Raw genomic sequence first — 18232 nt, forward strand, 5'->3', positions numbered from 1 at the left:
TGAGTTAGGCGATGACGACCATGTTATTGATGAAGTCATCTAGGTTTTCTTCCGGCTCAATCGGAGTGTCCATCGCAACGCCAATAGCCATTGCCAAAGCAACGGCGGCATCGATGCGTACAGAAGCTTTTGTTTTGACAAACCATCGGTTTTCTTGCGGGTCGTGATCGAACGTGGCGCCCATGAGCGCAGTCATCAACACCGGGTTTCGCCTCAATCGAATGCGACCATCGATGATCATGTCTTCCAGCGCCAACACTGAGCCTGGCATCCACAAGCCTTGCGGTGCTGGCAGTCCTGCGGCTTTTGCGGCTTCTACCTTGGCTGGTTCAGGCTTAGCCCTAACCTTGCCGCCCTGCGGATGTGCAACGTGATCGACTTCAATGCCCAGCGCATCCACCTCTTCGCGAAACTTGTCGTAAGCGTAGCGGTCGTAAGCGATGGCTTTGATTTCAAACTGCTGATCAAGCTTCTGCAGTCGTGCCGCAACAAAGTCATATCGGACACGTTTACCCGGACTGGCATTGAGCCAGCCTTGCTGTACCCATAACTCATATGGAGCTTTGTCGGCTTGCGCTCTGGCTTGCAGCGTTTCCTGTGGTGTCCAAGCCTCAACCCACGCATCAAAGGTCGGCAGGCTGACGGTAGCTCCATCATCTCGTTCCATTTCCATGAAACCCGTAGGAACCACACAGGCAAGAACAGTCATATCCTTACTGCCGGAAAGGTCGACGCCCATGAAAACAGGTTTGTCAGCGTGTTCCTCTTCGGGGTCGAAGTCGTCCATGACGCTTTCGACTGTCTCACGAGGCATCCAGGCCTTATCGGCATCCGTCCAACAGCAGAAGTGCAGGCGCAGAATGCCGTTTAGCTTGCCCGGCATTTGTTTTGCCTGAGCAACAACGCCTGCAAGATATTCCTGTGTCAGAATTACGCCGAGAAGTGGATTAGCTTTCTTCCAGCAACTTGGATCATTTAGAGGGTCATCGCCCTTATCGAGCGCGCAAACCCATGCAAACGTTGTGTCGTCGATGACTTCACCGACGTAATTGAATACTTCGTCCGGTGTCTGCGTCCCGGCTGCAACCCGAACTGCGTGCTCGTGCTCTTCCCAGCAAATGCTGTTCTTGTCACTACCCGAGTTTGTAATCATCAAAAGCAGCGGTTGGCGACGAAACTTAAAGCCGCGCTCCAGCATTTCCATCGTCGATCGGTCTGGATGCTCGTGCACCTCATCGCAAAGCGCGAAATGCGGCCGCGGACCAGAGCCCGACTTTCCGGAATCCTTTGAGATCGGACGGAAGAAAGACTGCGATTTGTGGTGCGCGATATTGAACTCGCGCCCGATACCGCCGCTAAACTTCACACGCTGCATCAAAGCCGGAGCAGCTCGCGCCATCTTCACAGCGTCCTGAAAAAGAATGCCGGCCTGTTCTTTCTTGGCAGCGGCCGCGTAAATCTGCGCGCCAGCTTCCTTGTCGGCTATCAACCCGAATAGGCCAACACCGCCAGCGAATGGAGATTTGCCGTTGCCCTTGCCCTCTTCGATGTAAGCACGACGAAAACGGCGGGAACCGTCCTCACGCTTCCAACCGAACAATGAACCGAGCTTGAATGCCTGTGAGGCGTGCAGTTTAAACGGTTTTCCTTCGAACTGACCTTCTGAAAGCTTCAGTCGCTCTTCGAAAAAGCGAAACACACGATCCGCTTCCTCGTCGTCAAACCAGAGTCCACGCTCATGACCAGTAGCCAAATCGTCGAAATGACGCTGGCAAGCGTTCCGAACGTGCGGGCCTGCAATCTCAGTGCCATCAAGGACAGCTTGCGCGTAAGCGCTCACACGCTCCAGCGCAGGCATATCAGTCAAGCAAATCATCCTTCTCATCGCCATCGTCGGCAGTGGTAACTTTTGATGCGTCCGCAGGCGTTGCGCCCATCTGGCCAAGCATCTGGCGCAGCAAGTTCATCTTTTGAACGCCAACATCCTCGCCAGCCATGATGCGACCCTGAATATTGGCAGCCATACCGACTAGCGTGCGGTGTGACTGGTTCAGCCACGGCAGCTCTTTTTCAAACAGCTTCCAGGCCGCCTTGGCTTTTAGCTCCGGCGTATCCTTCAACCATGTGGGAGGATTGCCGAGCGGGCCGTCAGCCTTGGCATCGGTGCGGTTTTTGAAGCGCTGTGGGTTTTTCTTATCGCTTGCCTCGACTGCCGCCTTGGCGCGAGGCGTTCTAGGCCTCGCCATGGCATAAATCCTTTACAGGGGTCATATTTTGAATTGTGGATGCGTGCGCGATGGACCCTCGCCGTTCCGGCGTTTTCGACCTTCGTCGACTTTTTCGTGCCCCCCCCCGGGGGTCAAACCGGCCACCCGTCGGCCCCGAAGGTCACAATGTCCTGACCTCGCTCCAAACGCTGCTTGGTTCGGTCATGGCACGTCTTGCAAAGTGACTGGAGGTTACCTGCATCCCAGAAAATGAACTCGTCGCCCTTGTGAGCGATGACATGATCGCAAACCGTCGCCGGTTCGACGTCGCCAACCTGCAAGCAGAACATGCAAAGCGGTTGCTCGGTCAGTTGTCGCTCGCGCATTCGTTGCCATCGGGCAGTCTTGTAGAGGCGGAGCCATGTGCGTTGTGGCATGGTGTGAAACCAAACATAGAGATCCGGCAAAAAGCAGGGGACTTATCAATGAGCAGTTTCAATTGACAAATACGTTTAGATCGCGCGCCGATGCTTGCAGGTAATCTATACTCATTCCAAACAAAACGGCCTGAACTGTCGAATTATCGTACGGGCGCAAGGCATAGGTGCTAGGCTTAAATTAGAGCAAAATGACCTGAACGGATATCTGTGCAGGTTTGGAACAATCCGCTCTGAACAAGAAAGTTTCCGTCATGGCAAAAGGCCAAGTACGCAGTAATCGTGAAGTGCGCAAACCGAAGAAGGATAAATCAGCATCTGCTGAGAAGTCTGCAAGCAAAACAGGAGGTGGCTTCACCACCCAAATCAAAGATACCGAGAAGCAAAAGAAATAATTTAAAGCTCTTGCACAATACTGCCGGATACGAACTTGAGGTAGGCGTTTACCGCCTGCCTTTTCTCAAATGAAAACGCCCCGACAAGCCGATTCAAAGGATTTTTTGTGGCCGCATTTCACATCACTCTAAGCTGGATCGCCCCTTTTTATAAGCGCGGACTTAGGTTTGCTTGCTAGTTTGGTGATTATGTATACCATTGTATGATGAAAACTTCGGCGAAGAACGCCTATCAGCTCGTTCTAACTGCCGTGTACGTCGATGGAACCCTTTTAGAACCATTTACGGCTCGTGATTTACGTCGAATTATACCAGGTTGGAATTACACCGATTATTTCGGCTTTCTAGCTTACAACAGTGATTACAACTTACCCTTAGAAGTTGCGCTTTTTATCCGAGTAGAGAGAGGATCTTATTCCCTCAACAACTATTCAGTTCAGACCTTTTGATAATTTTCCCGTAGTTTACGACGAAGCTTTGCCGGTCTCGTTTTGGATGATCTGCAACCGCAAAGGCGATTTCGCGGGCCACGCCCTAGAACAGATCAATTGGTTGCAGGAGCCGGACTTGCACCGGCGTTCTTCTGGGTATGAACCAGATGAGATGCTGCTTCTCTATCCTGCTATGAATGGCGGAAGGTGTAGGATTTGAACCTACGGGACGTTGCCGCCCGACGAGTTAGCAACCCGCTGCATTAAGCCGCTCTGCCAACCTTCCTTTTATTGATCGGCGGGGAGCCCACAGGAATGAGCTCAACCCGCCGCATCCCGTCTGCCGGAGGAGAAACGGCGCCGGGGATCTGAATTGATTGGCAAGCGCAATGCAGGCGTGCACTGCCTATGTCTGCGAGCAAATGACTGCAGGGGATCGCGCTTGCTTTTCAGATTGACGACTGAATACCGTCGTCGGGTAGTTACGCCCGGTTCATCGCTGACCGAGCGTCTGTCGCTGGCAACAGCCTGTGCGCACAGAACTTGGAATGATTTGGAAGATTGCCTTCCCACTATTACCAACGTTCTGGCAGATCAGTGCATGCGTCAGGCGGCAAGGTCTCGACGGTTTAGTTCCCCGACAATCGCTCGCAGTGTTACAAGCGCAGTATGAACTAGAGCTCTGCCCGCACCTTGCGCTCCTGTCCGGTTAGAAATGCCTACTGTCTCACCTACCTCAGCCAGCGTCTTCCCATCGATGCAAGCCAACTCGAAGGGCTCACAAAGATAGCCAAGAGACCTTTGAAGGCTTGCTAACTTGCGTTTCGCATCGATCATATCGTTGACTGGTGCATCGCCTTTCCATGGCTTCGGCACGTTGGTGTAGCCGCTTTCCGATTTATCAGAAGACAACTGCGTCTCAGAGTCGGTAATGCTTTTCTTGCGAGACGGGATATCTATGCTGGCAGCCGTGGATTGCCTGACATGCTTGTATGCGATGCTTCCATTCGGACGAACATGGATATGGCGATCCAGAGCCATTCCTTCACCGAGTGTCACAGTCGAACCACCCAGAAGGGCATTGCTCTTCGCTGCAGTGTGAATACGGCGGTAATACATCGCGTACTTCAAAAGATCGGTGTTGCCTTCCTTGATCAGCGCAGTAGCCAGCGGCCAGGCAATATTGTCATTTGCAGCACGGCCGTCCCACTCGTTCCCGATCCCTTGGCGATTATTGATGCGCCGACGCAATTTGGCCAAAGCCTTTACTTCACGTGCACGTTCAATTCGAATGCGCTCTCTGGCTGCATGCCGTTGTTCTGGTGAACGTTCAGGCATGTGCGTTCCATGCATGGCGCTAGTTGCGATGCGTGCCTTCAAATTAAGCTGCGTCATTGATGGTTCTCCTCGTGTGGTTCTGGTTGGTTTTCGTTCGAAGCTTCCAGCAGCCAGCCTTTAACTAGCCTTACCGCCTGCTCTGCTGCGTCATCCTCAGTGACTGCCCTGACGACCACAACGGGAAAGCCAAGAGCATCAAGCAGCGGATGACGCGTTATCTGGCTTGGTTCGAGTTTGGCCTTGCCGACCTTGTTTTCGATCTGGCGAAGCACACCACCGTAGAGATAAATCCGGACGTCTGCTTCTCCCGGCGTCAGTCCTGCCGCTAATGCTTCGGCTCTTGCCGTAGGGCCGCGCTTGGCTGCGTTCTGATCTCCGGCCAGCGTGAACGTTCCGGGTCGTACGTCTCGCGCTGTGTGCACGTATTCTGGCAGTTTACGCAGGCTGCGAACTTGTGCAGCTTGCAGTTCCCATTCCAAAGGCAGAGCTGCTTTTGTGGTCACTTTGCCGTCGCGTGTCGTGATGATTGTTCGGACGCCATTGATGCGGACGGTTTGGCTTGTGGTTTTTGGTTTTGCTGGTTTGGTGCTGGCTGCTGATTTGGAATTGAGCTTGTTTGAGCTGAGCTTGGTGGATGACGCGCCTGTCAGCGCACGTCTTCGTGTCATGGTCTCTCCTCGTGTTCATGGTACGTCAGCTTGGTGGGCTGACAATTCACATCATGGTGGGAGTGACAGGTCGGTCAAGCGTCGACCGGCATAATTTCAACCAACCTCAAATCAGGTTGTATTTTTCAATCAGGAAATTTTCTAAAAAGCGCGTAGTTCTCAAACGCATAGAACTACGCGCTGCGCGCTTTGTGCGTAAGTTTCTATATAAGAACTCTTACGCACTAAAAGCAGCGTGCTTTTGCGCAAGTCTTTTTAGGTTTTTTGAGACTTACGCAACAAGACTTACGCGTTACCTATGGTTGTATTTTGATTGTGACGGTTGGTTGTGCAAAACTGATTTAGTCTAATTTCTGATTGATCAAATTGCGCATATTTGTAGGAGTTTTTTTAAACGTCACACATGTGGGGAAATATGGAAGACCAGCATTATTGGGCCAAACGAGCTTTTGACCGCAATGATCAATTGCACGACGAACTATTAAAAGCTGCACTAGATTCCGCCCGCGACGCTCTTAAGGCTGCTCTTCTTCTCAATGGTGGAGCATGCATTGCTTTGTTAGGCTTTCTTGCATCAATAACATCAAAGGAGGCAACAAGGGCATCATTGATGCTACTTGCCCCTGCAAAATTCGGTCTCACTTGGTTCGCGGCAGGTGCATTTCTAGCAGCGTTTGGATCTGGATTAGCTTATATATGCAATAGTTTATATTCTGGGGCAGCTGCAGAAAAAGACAAAAGATTCAGCCATCCCTACATATTTGGAAATAAAGGATCTGATCGATTATACTGGTGGGCGAGAGCCATCAATTGGGCGACAGTCGTCGTTATTTTCGGTTCGTACAGCTGTTTTGTTTTAGCACTTGGATTGATCGCTTATAAATTCTAGTGAATGACATCTGTGCGATTCAACTTGGACGATTGCGCAAATACCACTGGTCATGCCACTAATATTACTGACAGTTATGTGGATTCACGGGGAAAACATGAGAATTTTTGCCAGTTGGTCAGGCCCTGCAAGTAAAGAAATCGCAGAGCTTCTTAAACAATGGATCCCGAACGTACTTCAAGATGTCGAGGTGTATGTATCTTCACAGGACATTGGAAAAGGAGAGCGTTGGTTATCTTCCGTAACGACAAACCTAGCTGAGATAGATTTTGGCATTGTGGTCATCACTAAGAGCAATATGAATGCTCCTTGGATATTGTTTGAGGCGGGAGCGCTTTCCAAAAGCGTAAAAGGATATGTGGTCCCTCTACTGTGTGGAATTGACGCAATTGATGCTGCGACCAGCCCACTCACTCAATTTCAATACATTCGGGCAATTCGTGATGAAATGAAGGAACTGCTGGTTCAGGCGAATTCCGTTTGCTCAAAACCTCTTGATAACCAGAGAGTGGTTGCTTCATTTGAAAAATGGTGGCCTGATTTTGAACAAGTTTACAAAAAAATAGACCTGGATGACAACAAGGCAATTAAAAAAGACAAGGAAGACGATTCAACGCGTTTGGGAAAGATAGAGGAAGCGTTAGGAGAACTAATGTTGGAGACTCGTCGATCGAGGCGTCAACAGAATGCAGATCTATCTTCTTCCGTTCTATCCTATTTATCAAAGATTTCGCTTGATGAAGGACAAGAAGAGAAAGATTTCAACATCATCTTTCATGAAGATAATCTCCGCAAATTGCGTGAACGTGACGCAAGTCATGTCCGCCTACGGCGCGGCATATCGCCAAAAAATGATGGAAAGTAATTCATTTTAGAAAAAGGCCCCTCTCGGGGCCCATTATACTACATAGCTCTCACAAACGTCGTCGCCCTGCGCTGAACAGGATCTCGGTCTTCCACCTTCGTTAGGAAGCCTTCCGCAAATAGCGCCTTGGTGATCATCCCGACACGCTTCTTGTCCGTCTCTTCATCGACGTCGAGCTGCAGCGCATACGCAACTGCACGCCCTACCCAATCCTTGGCCTGCGGTGCCGGCTTGTACATGCCGCCGTTCACAACACCACGAATCGCGTTGCGTTCGTCTTCGGTGAGGGTTTCAGCCACCTCCTCACTCGTTGGCCATGCCCACGACGTCACAACCGGCGCATGGTCCTGCGGCTTGGTCAGGCCTTGCCCGTTCCCAAGCGCAACACTTTCCAGCTTGCGCCAGTCAGCCTTGTGCGACAGTGCCGACAAGTTTGACTTGCCATAGACCACGCTGAAATATGAGAACCGCGCTTCGTGTGTAAGGCCAGCCTCACTGGCTTGCGCTTCCGACATGCGGTTAAGCACCCGCACTGATCGCGCCGCACCGATAAGTGAGACTGCGCCACGAGCGTCTTCGACAGTCGCTTCACGATCGCTCACCTTACGCAGGTGATGCACGATATCGATTGAGCAGTTCGTCCGATCCGCCACCTGCGCCCAAAGCTTGGCCACCTTGTCGATTGCGCCGTTGTCGTTTTCATTGACCTGGTGCGTCGACACGAACGGGTCAACAATCATCACGTCAATCCCAAGCTCAGAGATCGTCTCAACGACTGCCTCAACGACCGGCTCCTGAATCCGCACGCCTTTCTTGTCATCGATCGCAATGACCAATTCTTGCTCGCGGCCTGTGTCTAAAAACAGATGCCCATCGATATCTGCTGGCTTCAGATTGAAATGAATGCATGCCGCCATGATACGGCGCTCAAGTTCGTCGCGCGGATCTTCGGCATTGAACAACCAGACCTTCAGACGCTTCGGCGGCTTCGTGCCATTGAGCGCTTTTCCCGAAGCCATGGCCAGCGCCTCGACGATGCTGTTCGCAGTTTTGCCAAGTCCACCCGGCGCGACAGTCACTGAAACATACTTGCGAATGAAGTGTTTACCGAACGCAAACTCGCGCCGTGGCAGGGTCTCCGGGTCCTTCCAGACAAACGGCGTTGCAATGATTGCTCTTTTATTTTCAGTGGTTTGTTCAATAGTGCTAATATTCTCATCGAAGTCCGCGACTGGCTCGGCAATAACGTCAGTGCGCGCCTCCGCTTTCGCCAGGCCATTGGCGATCATACGGCTGATATCGACTAGACGCGTGTTATCGTTGTCATTCTGCGGCACACTACGCGGGCTGCGGGCACCAGCAGCCAGGCCGTTATCGATCGTCTTGACGCAGCGCGGCCAGTCGCGGCCCCATCCGCGAGCCACGTCCTGCAGCAGAGCGCGCGCTTCGGATTCAGCCAGAGCGCCTGCCCCGACGAAAGTGCCCAAACGAAACGCCGCGTCGTTCAGACGGTTGTTGCGATTGCCCATCGGTTCAAGCGCGAGATCGTCCAGCTCGGATTGAACTGCACGCTCGACATAGCGGTCATTTATCTTGCCACTGACAGACGGCGCTGCGGTGTACGTGCTTTCATATGAGCGTGGCAGCACCAAATCCAGCAACCACTCCGGCGCGTCGACCGGCTCTTGTTCCGCGATCCAGCGATAAGGCAGGCCAACCTCCGGCACGCTGCCGGCAGCAATGACATAACCGCCGTCACCTCGTACGTCGACGCCTGAACCAAGTGCGCCACGATTGCGAACGCCCTGACGATGACGAAAGAAATAGTGACGGCCGCCGCTCGTGGTTTCGGCCGTTAGCGTTGCAGGCAGCGCGCCGTGTGCGGCCTCCAGCGCTGCAAGCGTTTCGTCGCCGCCGTGTTTCGGATCGATATCCAACACCCATGCACCAATAGGCGCACCGGTTGGCACGCCGATCATAGCGGACGGATTGCGGCGCCAGTATTCGCGAACGATACGTTCGTTCAGCGTCGCGCCACGGAACCCGTTGCTTGTGAGCGGGGTCTTGGTGGCGAGGATTTCGATTTCGCCTGTTTGAGGATCAATAATTTCTTCGTCGCAGTGGCGGCAAGGAAAGACTGGCCAGTTTTGCGCCTGATACGACAGCGCGACGTCGAGCATTGGGTCGGTATCTGCGATTGCAGTCTGCATCTGTAAATGGTGCATGTGAACTCCTGAAGGAGGAAAATATGGCTGAGAATGGTTATGCAGCACGACACGAGGCCGACGGCAGCTGGTCAGTGATCGATGTGTTCAAGGGAGAGCCAATCACATTCAAAGGCCATCTTCAGACGAACCTGTCCGAAGAAGAGGCCAATGAAGCGATTGTTCAACTCTGTCGAAAATACATGGAACGTCACCACGAAGGTGGCAGTGGTCGACTGCCTTAAGCGGCTTTGGCATACGGGTTGTTGTCGTTTGCTGCCACTAGTTCGGTTTCGAGATACGCTTCGATGAAGGCTTGCGCGGCGGTCGCAACGATTGCATTGCCGTAACCGCGCAATCGTCCCACTCGGGCGGCAGCCCCATTAGCCAGCGGGAATGTGCCGGGTTCAACTGGCCGCCACTTTCCATCCCGGCAGTGGACCCAGTCAGCATCTGACCAGAGGCCGTTAGTCGGGCCGGGCCATGATGAGACACAGGATACCCCATCGCTTCGCAAATCTCGGCGTCGGTTGTGATCCGGGCTGCTTCGTTCAGATACATCGGCGTGGTGTTCTGATTGGCATTGCGTTTCCGAAAGTCCCGACGCTTCTGGTGTGTCTCCAGATTTGCATTGCGCTCCAATGCCGTCGGCGTGGGCCAACCCGCGATCGATGCTGCATCCGCTAAGTTCAGACCAAAGCCCTTCGCCTGTCTTGCTTCTGGTGTCTCGCCCTTGCCGTTGTTCGTCACAGTAGGCGTCGGCCACCCCGCCAAGTCGGCTTCCCTCACTAGGCAAGCACAGCCGTGTTTGGTCCCGTGAATTGCTTTCTGACTTTTCGAACGTCCTGACGTGTCGTGCGCCTGTGGCGTCGTCCATCCTTTGTCCAACCCAATAAAGCCGTTGTCTGATGTGCGGCGCACCGAAGCCCGCAGCGCAGGTATCGACCGCCCCGCTGGTGTAGCCCGATCCTTCCAGGTCAGCTTGTACAAGGTCGAGCCAGCCGAGTCCGTCCTTGCTCGCAACTTGCTCGCCAAAGACCACTGCAGGTCGGCAGTTTTGAATAAGCCAGTGGAAGTGCGGCCATAAGTGCCGCTCGTCAGCAAACCCATCTCCTTTGCCTGCCGCGCTGAAAGGTTGACAGGGACAAGAACCTGTCCAGACAGGACTGTCGTCGGGCCATCCGGCTCGACGCAAAGCGTAGGACCAGACGCCGATCCCGGCAAAGAAGTGGCATTGTGTGTATCCGACGAGGTCGGCAGGTCGAATATCGACAATTGAACGCTCATCAACATCTCCCGGTGCTATGTGTCCTGCCTTGATTAGCTCCCGAAGCCAAGCGGCAGCTTTCGCATCAAATTCATTGTAGTAGGCGGTCAAAACGGCGCCTTTCCTAAAATGGTGCTTCTTTGAGTGCTTCCCGCATTCCTCGCCCGCAGCCTTCCCATGCGGCTTTCACCAGCATGCGCGCTTCGAGTTCATCGCACTCCGCAAGGTCGGTTTTCTGTATGGACTGCAAAAATTCCCCAACGGCCTCAACGCCTGTATCAAGGGCACGCAGTTCGTAAGGATCTAGCCTGCGGCGTGTGCGGATATGCTCGGCAATGTCAGCGCAATCCTTGCATAGCCAGCGGATCGGTTCTTTGGGTTCCTGCACGCCGAGACCTACGGCGTGGCGGAAGCAGACGTGGCATTGATCTGGATGGCTCATGCTGCGTCACCGAAGAGGCTGGGCTGCACAAGCGGCCGGTTGTCGTTCGCCGGTTGCGCTTTCGCGGCAACGACGGGCACATCTGTAAATTCAACGCAAACGATCTCGCACATTGGAGAGACGCCTTTCCACTGATCGATGAAATAGGCAGTATCGACGCCGCAGCCTGCATCGAAATGCAGACCGGTCAACTTCTGGAACTTAACGGCTTTGCCACTGGTCTGACGCTCATAGCTATTCCGTCCGGAATAATTGAAGCCTGCCGACATTTGTGGAACGATGAACGTGCCGTAGTCCGCCAGATGTGCCGCAATATCGATTACGTGGAATTCGAAGTCCTTGCCGCTGTATCTCGGGGAATTTCTGGTCCGCTTGATGTTTCCGAACGGAGGGTTGCTAATCGCAGTGTCGAAGTGCCCCAGTCCCATATCGAGAACATCAAATACGTCAGCGTGAATCCATTCTGCTTCTGGCAGTAACTTTTTCCCGACCTCAAGATACTCGGCATTGCGCTCTACACAGGTAATTTGCGGCCTATTATCGTTGAAACGGCTACGCTGCCAAATTGCGTAAGAGAGCATTCCAATCCCAGCGCACAGGTCAATAATGCGACCGCCGCCAGCATCTATCGCAAAATCAAACGCCATATCGAATGGGGTGAAGAAAGCACCAGCTGCGCCGTTTACGTGGTTCGCGCCCTCGTTCCAGTTGCGATATACGAATTCCTTATCGTCTTCCGACAACCGTTCTTGCTGAAGGAGGGCAACTGCTTGAGAGTGCGCCTTTGCTTGAGCCTTCGTGAGTTTCGCCATTAAGCCGCCCTCCCCAGCAAATCCTGATTGTCGTTTGCGGCTACCGGAGTTGCAGCCACATACTTCTCAGACTCATTGCCCCATGAAGACCAGCCCGGCCACGCCTGACGGGCGAACAGCTCGAGATAAGGACCGTCAACCAGCTTCTCGATGCGTCCGTATTGCTCATCTGGTTTGCGGGAATGCTCGCGGCGCGGAGCCTTAATGAGGGAGCGCACGCCTTTTGACAGGCGTCGAGGCTTACCGCGTTTGAACAAATGACAGATTTCGACTTCCTGCCGTGTCCAGTAACCCATGCCCATGCGACCTTTGTCCCAGACAAAAGCAACGCTGACGGGCTTAAAGCCCCATGCGGCTGCCACGTCGATTGCAGCGGCCTGTAGGTGCGACACCGTCCACATGAACAACAAACAGTCGCGAGCGCATACCTGTTCGACAGGTAGCGCTTTGATATCGTCGAGCGACATCACGCCGTAAGGCTGACGGCCTCGTGCCGGTGCAACGTCTTTTTTTCCGTACGTTCTGAAAGACCATGGCGGGTCCGCAAGGACGCAGCCAAAAGGCCCGCCGGGTAGCGGTGCATGCATTCATTCTCTCCTCGTGTGTGGTAACCCGCCAGTTGGTGGCTGGCGGATGTAGGTGGCTGACTAAGCGCATTTTTGCTCAAGGGGAGCGGGAAAATGATTACTTAGCGCGCAAGGGGTGATGATCGAGTAACGTGATAACTAGTGCTGAAGCAATTGCCGTTGCGTGGCGAAATGCCTCCGCCACCTCTTCATGCAATTCGTTTGGGATAGTTGGATTAATAGCACCAATAATAAGATCTACTTTCAGGGTTCCGTTCTCTTCGGCAGATCCCTCATAGTCTAACGCGTGGTGAATATGCGTTCCTGATAGGTGAACCATACCTGACGTTCGTTCATATACTATCTTTACCCACGGGTGTTTCTCTGAAAGTTTTTCTATTAGGTAACCATCCATCAGCTTATTTCCAGAACGGCACCGCAACTTGTTATATTTTTCGCCACCTAGAATTCGACGTATTCCGTCTTCGTGGTTTGACATCAACAGAAGGCCGTTTACTCGCATAGCAGTATCTAACTGCATTCTCAAAATGGCTGACATGATCGTATAATTTCTACTTTCGACCATTGCTTTGAATCCAGCAGCATTCGCTTCGATTCTTTGCAGCGACGCTAACAGGAAAAGTGTTGTCGTCCAGATCGGTCTTTCCGGAGACATAAACTTCACGGCAAATTCCTTATTGGATTGCACTAGGGCATCAACATCGGCAATCGTTTGACCCATCTTCGACATGCGTAGCCCCCAATATTTTGCAACCAACTCTTCTAAACGGCAGCCAGAATGCTATAATTCCACAGTGAGGTGAAGCGTAAGATCAGCTTGGCGAACTTCACCCATCACCTCGCAACGCGCTCCTCTCGCACATTAAAGCCCGGCACCTGACGCATACCGGCGCGTACGGTTTCCTCGGCCATTGCTTGCACGACAGCTTTGAAACGCTCCGGCGCACGGCCATATGCCCAATCCAAAGCCACGCCTTCATCAACCAGATCGCAATGCCATACCGAGCGCAGGCCAGTACCAGTCGTTGCTGCCTTGTCTTCGCGCTTAGCCCAACGGTCAGCCTGTTTGGCTTCCTTGACCAGTTCCTCTGCCTGCTCGCGCGCTTCCAGATTGCCAGCACTCTCCTGTATGGCTTTCTGCGCCTCCCGGATTACGCGGTCGGCTTCCTCGCGCGCTGCCTTGGCAGCAGCTTCCTTTTCAGCGGCAACCTTATTGCGCCATGGTGTCAGGAGCCCCTGCAACACTTCCTTGCCAAGCACGACCTTGCCCTTGCCTGACGTCTTGGTGTTGCCGATCAGCTTATTGTAACACGCCTGGATTTCAGCCTTAGCGTCATCGTGCGGCTTGGCTTCAGTCTTGCGAGCGGTATCAGCACGGTTGCCAGCATCGTGGATCTTATCGTGCAACTCAGTCACAGCGTCTGCCAACGCCTGATTGTCGATCGCTTCGCCGTCTGCGAAATTTTTCGCCTCATCGAATAGGTCTTCAATTTCCTGCTTGATTTCTTCATATGCAGACGCCGGCGGGTTGTTATGTCCCGGCTGCGCCGTGGTTCTGGCGTTGTACGGATCGTAGGTATCTGCGTCGGTATTGGTCATTGAATTCTCCTCGTGTCGTTGGCTGGTAAGGCCGGTAATACTCATTGTGGTGTGGTCGTCATTCGACGCAACAGGAATCTAAAGTAAATGTAACTATTACTTGCATGCCTTTGATGTTACGTTTGAATTGCGTATTGGCTTCCGGGTGGGGGCGCCGTACGCAGTCGCTCTGACAGCCCTCGCTGCAGGGCGACTTTTTTGGTTGCTGCACTAACAATTTGCAACTGCAACAAACTGTCATTTCCGAATTCAGCGCTCGTACCTATTTAATGTCGGCATCCTGTTCGCAGGACGGCACCCGTATCGCGCTACCCAAGCCCCCCGCCCAAGCGCGATACGGGCCTTTTCTGAAGAAGAACGCTGGGCCATTCATGTACTCATAAGAACAAATCAAATACCACTAACCTTGTGGGATTATGTATTTATCGGTACTTGTTGCTTTACTAAATCAATACTGCTAAACGATCGTCGTCTGGGAGGACAAGACCGCCTGCGCGCGCTTCTGCGCTGCCGGGCGGTTTTCCATTTCTAAGGCCATGCATATGCTGCATAACTGATGTGCATCATCGCCCATTGTAATCATCATACCAGCTACCTATCTTCGGGTTGTTCAGTCTCACTCCTCCTCCCAGAGGCTGAACTCGAAGCGCGGCACTCCTCCTCCCAGTCGCGCTTTCCAGATCAGCCCGTTGCACACTCCTCCTCCCAGTGCAGCGGGCTTTCTTGTTTTAGGGGCTTGCTTCAGAACGGAATCTCGTCGTCCAGCATCTCCGAAAGGCCTACCGACACATTGTCGTTTGCAGACTCCGGAACGTTGTCGTTATCGGCCGCGGTTCCTGCCCTTACGTCTTTCACATTCCAGTATTTGCCATTCGGAACGACGCTGATTTCGTCGGTGGTGAGCAACTCACGCTGGCGTTCAAGCCATTCAATGACCGTCTTTGGAAACGGCCGCTGACCTCCGTGCTGCGTCCACCACCGATGCGCCTTCGTCTGTGCGAAACCAGTATGCTGCGGGCACAGCCATTCATTTATCTGGGTATAGCCCGCGATGTAGCTGCACTTGACCGACGGCGGCTTGTCGCCCTTACCTTCGTGAAAGTGAAACGTCCGGCCCGTCACCTTGCGCCATTCTGCTTCGGCGGTGCTGACAATCGGAACGTCCGCGGCTTGGCGGGTTAGCTTCTCATCCTCATTCGGCGGGAAGTCATAGCCGCAGCACGGGCACTTCATGAGCGAGATATGCACCTTCTCACCACAACCGACCGCTCCGTTGTCGTCTGACACTGTCGGGCAGATCTTGATTGGCGGCTCACCGTTGCCAGCGCTTGGTGCTTTCGGCTCGACCATATCGACAGGGCCATGCCGATCGACGAGTTTCGCGAAGTCCAGAACGAGGCAATTCTTCTTTGGTCCTGACGCAATAGCAGCAAGCCGCTCCTCAACAGTATCAAGTGGCACACCCGCTTTATACAGCGGACGAGTGCCCCTTCCCGCCATTTGAACATACAAACTCAAAGACAGAGTTGGGCGGCAAAATGCAATTAAATCAACCCCCTTATGATTGAATCCCGTCGTAAGAACTGAATTATTGGTCACGCACTGGATGCGGTATGCTTTGAAGTCCTCAAGGATGCGGCGGCGTTCTTCCTTCGGAGTATCGCCCGTTACGGCCTCACACGTAATTCCGCGCGATCTGAAGACGTCGCGCACGTCCAGAGCAGCCTTTACGCCGGCGCAGAAACAAAGCCAGGAGCGACGATCAGCGCCCTTTGCGATGATCTCAGAAACCACAGCATCATTAAGGTCAGTGCGATTAATTGCTTCTTCCAGCGCGCGCTGCTTGTAATCTCCGCCAAGCCGACCAACGCCTTTGACGTCGTATTCAGTTGCTGTCGGCTTGCTCGTCAAAGGAGCGAGGAAGCCGTCGCGGATGCCGTCTGCAACGCCGTAGGTATAGACGATCTGGTCAAACAGACGATCCGCGCCCTCGTCCAAGCGCCCGCTGTCGAGCCGATAAGGTGTGGCAGTCAGTCCGAGGATCTTCATATCCGGGTTGATCTCGAGTAGCGCATCAATGAACTTGCGATACATCGTGTTGCTGTTGATCGGGATCAGGTGGCACTCGTCAACCATCAGGACGTCGACGTGAGTTGAGACATTGGTTATTTGGCCCTTGGCGTCTCGTTCAACGCCACAGAGCTGATCCGCCTTGTTGTGAACAGTCTGAATGCCTGCAAAAACAATCTGACTGCGCGCATCACGACGACCCAAACCAGCCGAATAGATGCCTGCAGGTGCAAATGGCCAAACGCCAAGCAATTCCAGATAATTCTGTTCGATAAGCTCCGCGACGTGAGTAACGACCATCACGCGCATATCGGGCCAGCCCTCAACGAGGCGCTGGATCAGAGATGCCATAACCAACGACTTGCCGCAGCCCGTCGCAAGATCAACAAGCGGATTGCCCGCCTCCTCTTGCCAATAGTCGAACACGGCGTCTATTGCTTCTGACTGGTAGTTTCGTAAGGTTAGCATGTTGGGGGCGTTACCTTGTCTGATAAAGAGAATGCAGAAAAAGAAAACGAGCAGTTTTCTTCGTCGATTTTGTACGTGGCGACAGCGGTCTACGTCAGTGTTTGCGCGATGGTCTTCGGTGCGCTCTATGCAAAGCTGCCGACCTTTGGGGAAGCGTTCTTGCTTCTTACGAAGGACTACGGAACGATCCTTGCGGGCATCCCGGTTTTGGTTGCTGTCGTGGTTGCTAAGCAGCAGTTGGATGCGATGCGAAGGCAACATATCGCCAACGTAAAGAGATCCCTGAAAGCAGAGATCGACGCTCTGGCAAATATACGCGGCTATGCAATGGAAACCATTAACAGCACATTCGAAATCGCCAAGTTGCAGGGTTCAGCTATAAACTCGAGGAGCATATACGTCTCGATCATTCCTCCAAGTTCCGTTAAGCGGTACAAAGAAATTCTGAATGAGAAAACAGTTGCTCATATCGAATTGATGAATACCAATCTTAATATGGCAATCGAAATATCTGACGCTCAAGCAAATTCAGCAAAGGATTACCTGAGCAAAGGCCAAGTTGAGGCTCGACTGCTGTTGATTGCAGTCGATGAAGAGATGGATCACCTTTCCCAATACTGGTCCTAACCCTTAGAGCCATCCACCCAAACCTCTCCAGATTTCATCTTATAAGTAATCGTTTCTGCGTCCTCATCGACGTCGATCTGCTCACCATTCACCATTCCCGGTAGATACAAATGCGCCGGGCACCCGTCGCGCTGTTCGTCGATCGACAAAGGCTTTGCCCATCGCGCGCACGAGATATGACAATCCCCGCCGCTTTCAGGCTGAGCATGTAGGCAGGTTCGGCAGTTCACTCGCGGCTGCGCATCGTGATGACAGACGGCTTTGTGCTTGCAAAACATGCATCCAAAAAACTCCGGGTTTTCGCTAATTCTACTTGGTGGAGTGTCCGAAAACACGATGCGTTCGCAGCGCGCTACCAGCCGAAGGCAGAATTCCAGATCGTATTCGATGCGCTCGGAATAAAGGCTGTCGCTGTCCTTGCACGACATCAGATATAGGCACCGCGTCAGACCGAAGGCATGCATTCCGAGCTGGCACTGCGCATAGTGCAGCGGTTTTGCTTTCTGGCATCCATCCTTAACAATCAGCGCGAAGCCTTTGGCGTTGCTTGATTTAAACTCTAGCAGGTGTTCTGTCTTCGACGCCTCCGGCACATTCATTGCCTTACCGTCGCACTTGCCACGCACGAAGCCAGACACGAGCCGGATCTTGTCTTGCTGCCCGTAGACCTCGACGCCGATGCGCTCGAGATCAGCGACGAGCCGGTCTTCCTCGATGTTACCCGTTTCGAACAAGCGTAGCTGGCGGCCGGTATGGACCTCGTGAGCTGATGCCCACCTGAAGGCATACCAAAGCGCCCTGTCGCATTCGGTGCCCGCCTCGCCCACGCTGATGCCCCACGAGTCCCAGGATTTCGCCTGGGCCTCATAAGCAGCATAGATCGCGCCGACGGTTGTTGATTGAGGTTTGGGGAGTGGTGCCACGGT

The 18232-nt window shown here is 53.2% G+C and carries 19 protein-coding genes and 2 tRNA genes; 5 read left to right on the forward strand and 16 right to left on the reverse strand.

Translation table 11 applies throughout. The features are described from left to right. Positions 1–4: 4 nt before the first annotated feature. The 3 genes from ABWV94_RS13675 to ABWV94_RS13685 all read right to left on the reverse strand — a co-directional run bounded on the left by ABWV94_RS13675 (position 5) and on the right by ABWV94_RS13685 (position 2644). Positions 5–1858, reverse strand: a complete 1854-nt coding sequence (locus ABWV94_RS13675) for a terminase large subunit (RefSeq protein ID WP_113499219.1) — start codon at positions 1856–1858, stop codon at positions 5–7. A 1-nt stretch (position 1859) separates the two neighbouring features. After that, on the reverse strand, positions 1860–2246 hold the full coding sequence (locus ABWV94_RS13680) for a hypothetical protein (RefSeq protein WP_113499217.1): 387 nt from the start codon (positions 2244–2246) through the stop codon (positions 1860–1862). 113 nt (positions 2247–2359) lie between these two features. Next, complete coding sequence (locus ABWV94_RS13685) at positions 2360–2644, reverse strand: HNH endonuclease (RefSeq protein ID WP_113499215.1); 285 nt, start codon at positions 2642–2644, stop codon at positions 2360–2362. 254 nt (positions 2645–2898) lie between these two features. On the opposite strand from ABWV94_RS13685, the gene ABWV94_RS13690 reads away from it, so the two are divergent. Continuing rightward, positions 2899–3039 carry a hypothetical protein gene (locus tag ABWV94_RS13690; protein WP_170289491.1) on the forward strand — a complete coding sequence of 47 codons (141 nt, stop codon included), beginning with the start codon at positions 2899–2901 and terminating at the stop codon, positions 3037–3039. 549 nt (positions 3040–3588) lie between these two features. Here the strand turns inward: ABWV94_RS13690 and ABWV94_RS13700 are convergent. The 4 genes from ABWV94_RS13700 to ABWV94_RS13715 all read right to left on the reverse strand — a co-directional run bounded on the left by ABWV94_RS13700 (position 3589) and on the right by ABWV94_RS13715 (position 5476). Further along, positions 3589–3663 (reverse strand) — tRNA-Met (locus ABWV94_RS13700). A gap of 5 nt (positions 3664–3668) precedes the next feature. Further along, a tRNA-Ser gene (locus ABWV94_RS13705) sits at positions 3669–3756 on the reverse strand. 320 nt (positions 3757–4076) lie between these two features. Beyond that, positions 4077–4865: a hypothetical protein gene (locus tag ABWV94_RS13710; protein ID WP_113499212.1), complete on the reverse strand. Its 789-nt coding sequence runs from the start codon at positions 4863–4865 to the stop codon at positions 4077–4079. Next, a complete protein-coding gene (locus ABWV94_RS13715) occupies positions 4862–5476 on the reverse strand; it encodes a VRR-NUC domain-containing protein (RefSeq protein WP_113499210.1) in 615 nt (204 codons plus the stop codon). Before ABWV94_RS13715 ends, ABWV94_RS13710 begins: the two co-directional genes overlap by 4 nt. A gap of 415 nt (positions 5477–5891) precedes the next feature. On the opposite strand from ABWV94_RS13715, the gene ABWV94_RS13720 reads away from it, so the two are divergent. After that, positions 5892–6365, forward strand: a complete 474-nt coding sequence (locus ABWV94_RS13720; RefSeq protein ID WP_113499209.1) for a hypothetical protein — start codon at positions 5892–5894, stop codon at positions 6363–6365. Between the two features lie 97 nt (positions 6366–6462). Further along, positions 6463–7230, forward strand: a complete 768-nt coding sequence (locus ABWV94_RS13725) for a toll/interleukin-1 receptor domain-containing protein (protein ID WP_162761748.1) — start codon at positions 6463–6465, stop codon at positions 7228–7230. 38 nt (positions 7231–7268) lie between these two features. Here the strand turns inward: ABWV94_RS13725 and ABWV94_RS13730 are convergent, their stop codons facing one another. Next, entirely contained in the window at positions 7269–9455 is a 2187-nt protein-coding gene (locus tag ABWV94_RS13730) for a bifunctional DNA primase/polymerase (protein WP_353413915.1), read from the reverse strand. A gap of 23 nt (positions 9456–9478) precedes the next feature. On the opposite strand from ABWV94_RS13730, the gene ABWV94_RS13735 reads away from it, so the two are divergent. After that, positions 9479–9679, forward strand: a complete 201-nt coding sequence (locus ABWV94_RS13735; protein ID WP_113499204.1) for a hypothetical protein — start codon at positions 9479–9481, stop codon at positions 9677–9679. On the opposite strand, the gene ABWV94_RS13740 is transcribed toward ABWV94_RS13735, so the two are convergent. The 7 genes from ABWV94_RS13740 to ABWV94_RS13770 all read right to left on the reverse strand — a co-directional run bounded on the left by ABWV94_RS13740 (position 9676) and on the right by ABWV94_RS13770 (position 16679). Beyond that, complete coding sequence (locus tag ABWV94_RS13740; protein WP_353413918.1) at positions 9676–10812, reverse strand: DNA cytosine methyltransferase; 1137 nt, start codon at positions 10810–10812, stop codon at positions 9676–9678. The genes ABWV94_RS13735 and ABWV94_RS13740 overlap by 4 nt on opposite strands. 13 nt (positions 10813–10825) lie before the next feature. After that, positions 10826–11143, reverse strand: a complete 318-nt coding sequence (locus ABWV94_RS13745) for a DUF6511 domain-containing protein (RefSeq protein ID WP_113499200.1) — start codon at positions 11141–11143, stop codon at positions 10826–10828. Next, on the reverse strand, positions 11140–11955 hold the full coding sequence (locus ABWV94_RS13750; RefSeq protein WP_113499198.1) for a methyltransferase: 816 nt from the start codon (positions 11953–11955) through the stop codon (positions 11140–11142). Before ABWV94_RS13750 ends, ABWV94_RS13745 begins: the two co-directional genes overlap by 4 nt. Then, entirely contained in the window at positions 11955–12542 is a 588-nt protein-coding gene (locus ABWV94_RS13755) for an MT-A70 family methyltransferase (protein WP_113499196.1), read from the reverse strand. The genes ABWV94_RS13750 and ABWV94_RS13755 overlap by 1 nt, the downstream gene beginning before the upstream one ends. 97 nt (positions 12543–12639) lie before the next feature. Then, positions 12640–13272, reverse strand: a complete 633-nt coding sequence (locus tag ABWV94_RS13760) for a hypothetical protein (RefSeq protein WP_113499194.1) — start codon at positions 13270–13272, stop codon at positions 12640–12642. 104 nt (positions 13273–13376) lie between these two features. After that, positions 13377–14141, reverse strand: coding sequence for a hypothetical protein (locus ABWV94_RS13765; protein ID WP_113499191.1), 765 nt, complete (start codon positions 14139–14141; stop codon positions 13377–13379). A 741-nt stretch (positions 14142–14882) separates the two neighbouring features. After that, the gene (locus tag ABWV94_RS13770) at positions 14883–16679 is read right to left on the reverse strand and encodes a DEAD/DEAH box helicase (protein WP_113499189.1); all 1797 of its coding nucleotides are present in this window, start codon (positions 16677–16679) and stop codon (positions 14883–14885) included. Positions 16680–16694: 15 nt separating this feature from the next. On the opposite strand from ABWV94_RS13770, the gene ABWV94_RS13775 reads away from it, so the two are divergent. Then, complete coding sequence (locus tag ABWV94_RS13775; protein ID WP_113499186.1) at positions 16695–17306, forward strand: hypothetical protein; 612 nt, start codon at positions 16695–16697, stop codon at positions 17304–17306. Here the strand turns inward: ABWV94_RS13775 and ABWV94_RS13780 are convergent. Further along, positions 17303–18229 carry a PDDEXK family nuclease gene (locus ABWV94_RS13780; protein WP_113499184.1) on the reverse strand — a complete coding sequence of 309 codons (927 nt, stop codon included), beginning with the start codon at positions 18227–18229 and terminating at the stop codon, positions 17303–17305. The genes ABWV94_RS13775 and ABWV94_RS13780 overlap by 4 nt on opposite strands. Positions 18230–18232: the final 3 nt, after the last annotated feature.

The sequence above is a fragment of the Brucella sp. NBRC 12953 genome (assembly GCF_040369775.1).
Classification (GTDB): domain Bacteria; phylum Pseudomonadota; class Alphaproteobacteria; order Rhizobiales; family Rhizobiaceae; genus Brucella; species Brucella pseudogrignonensis.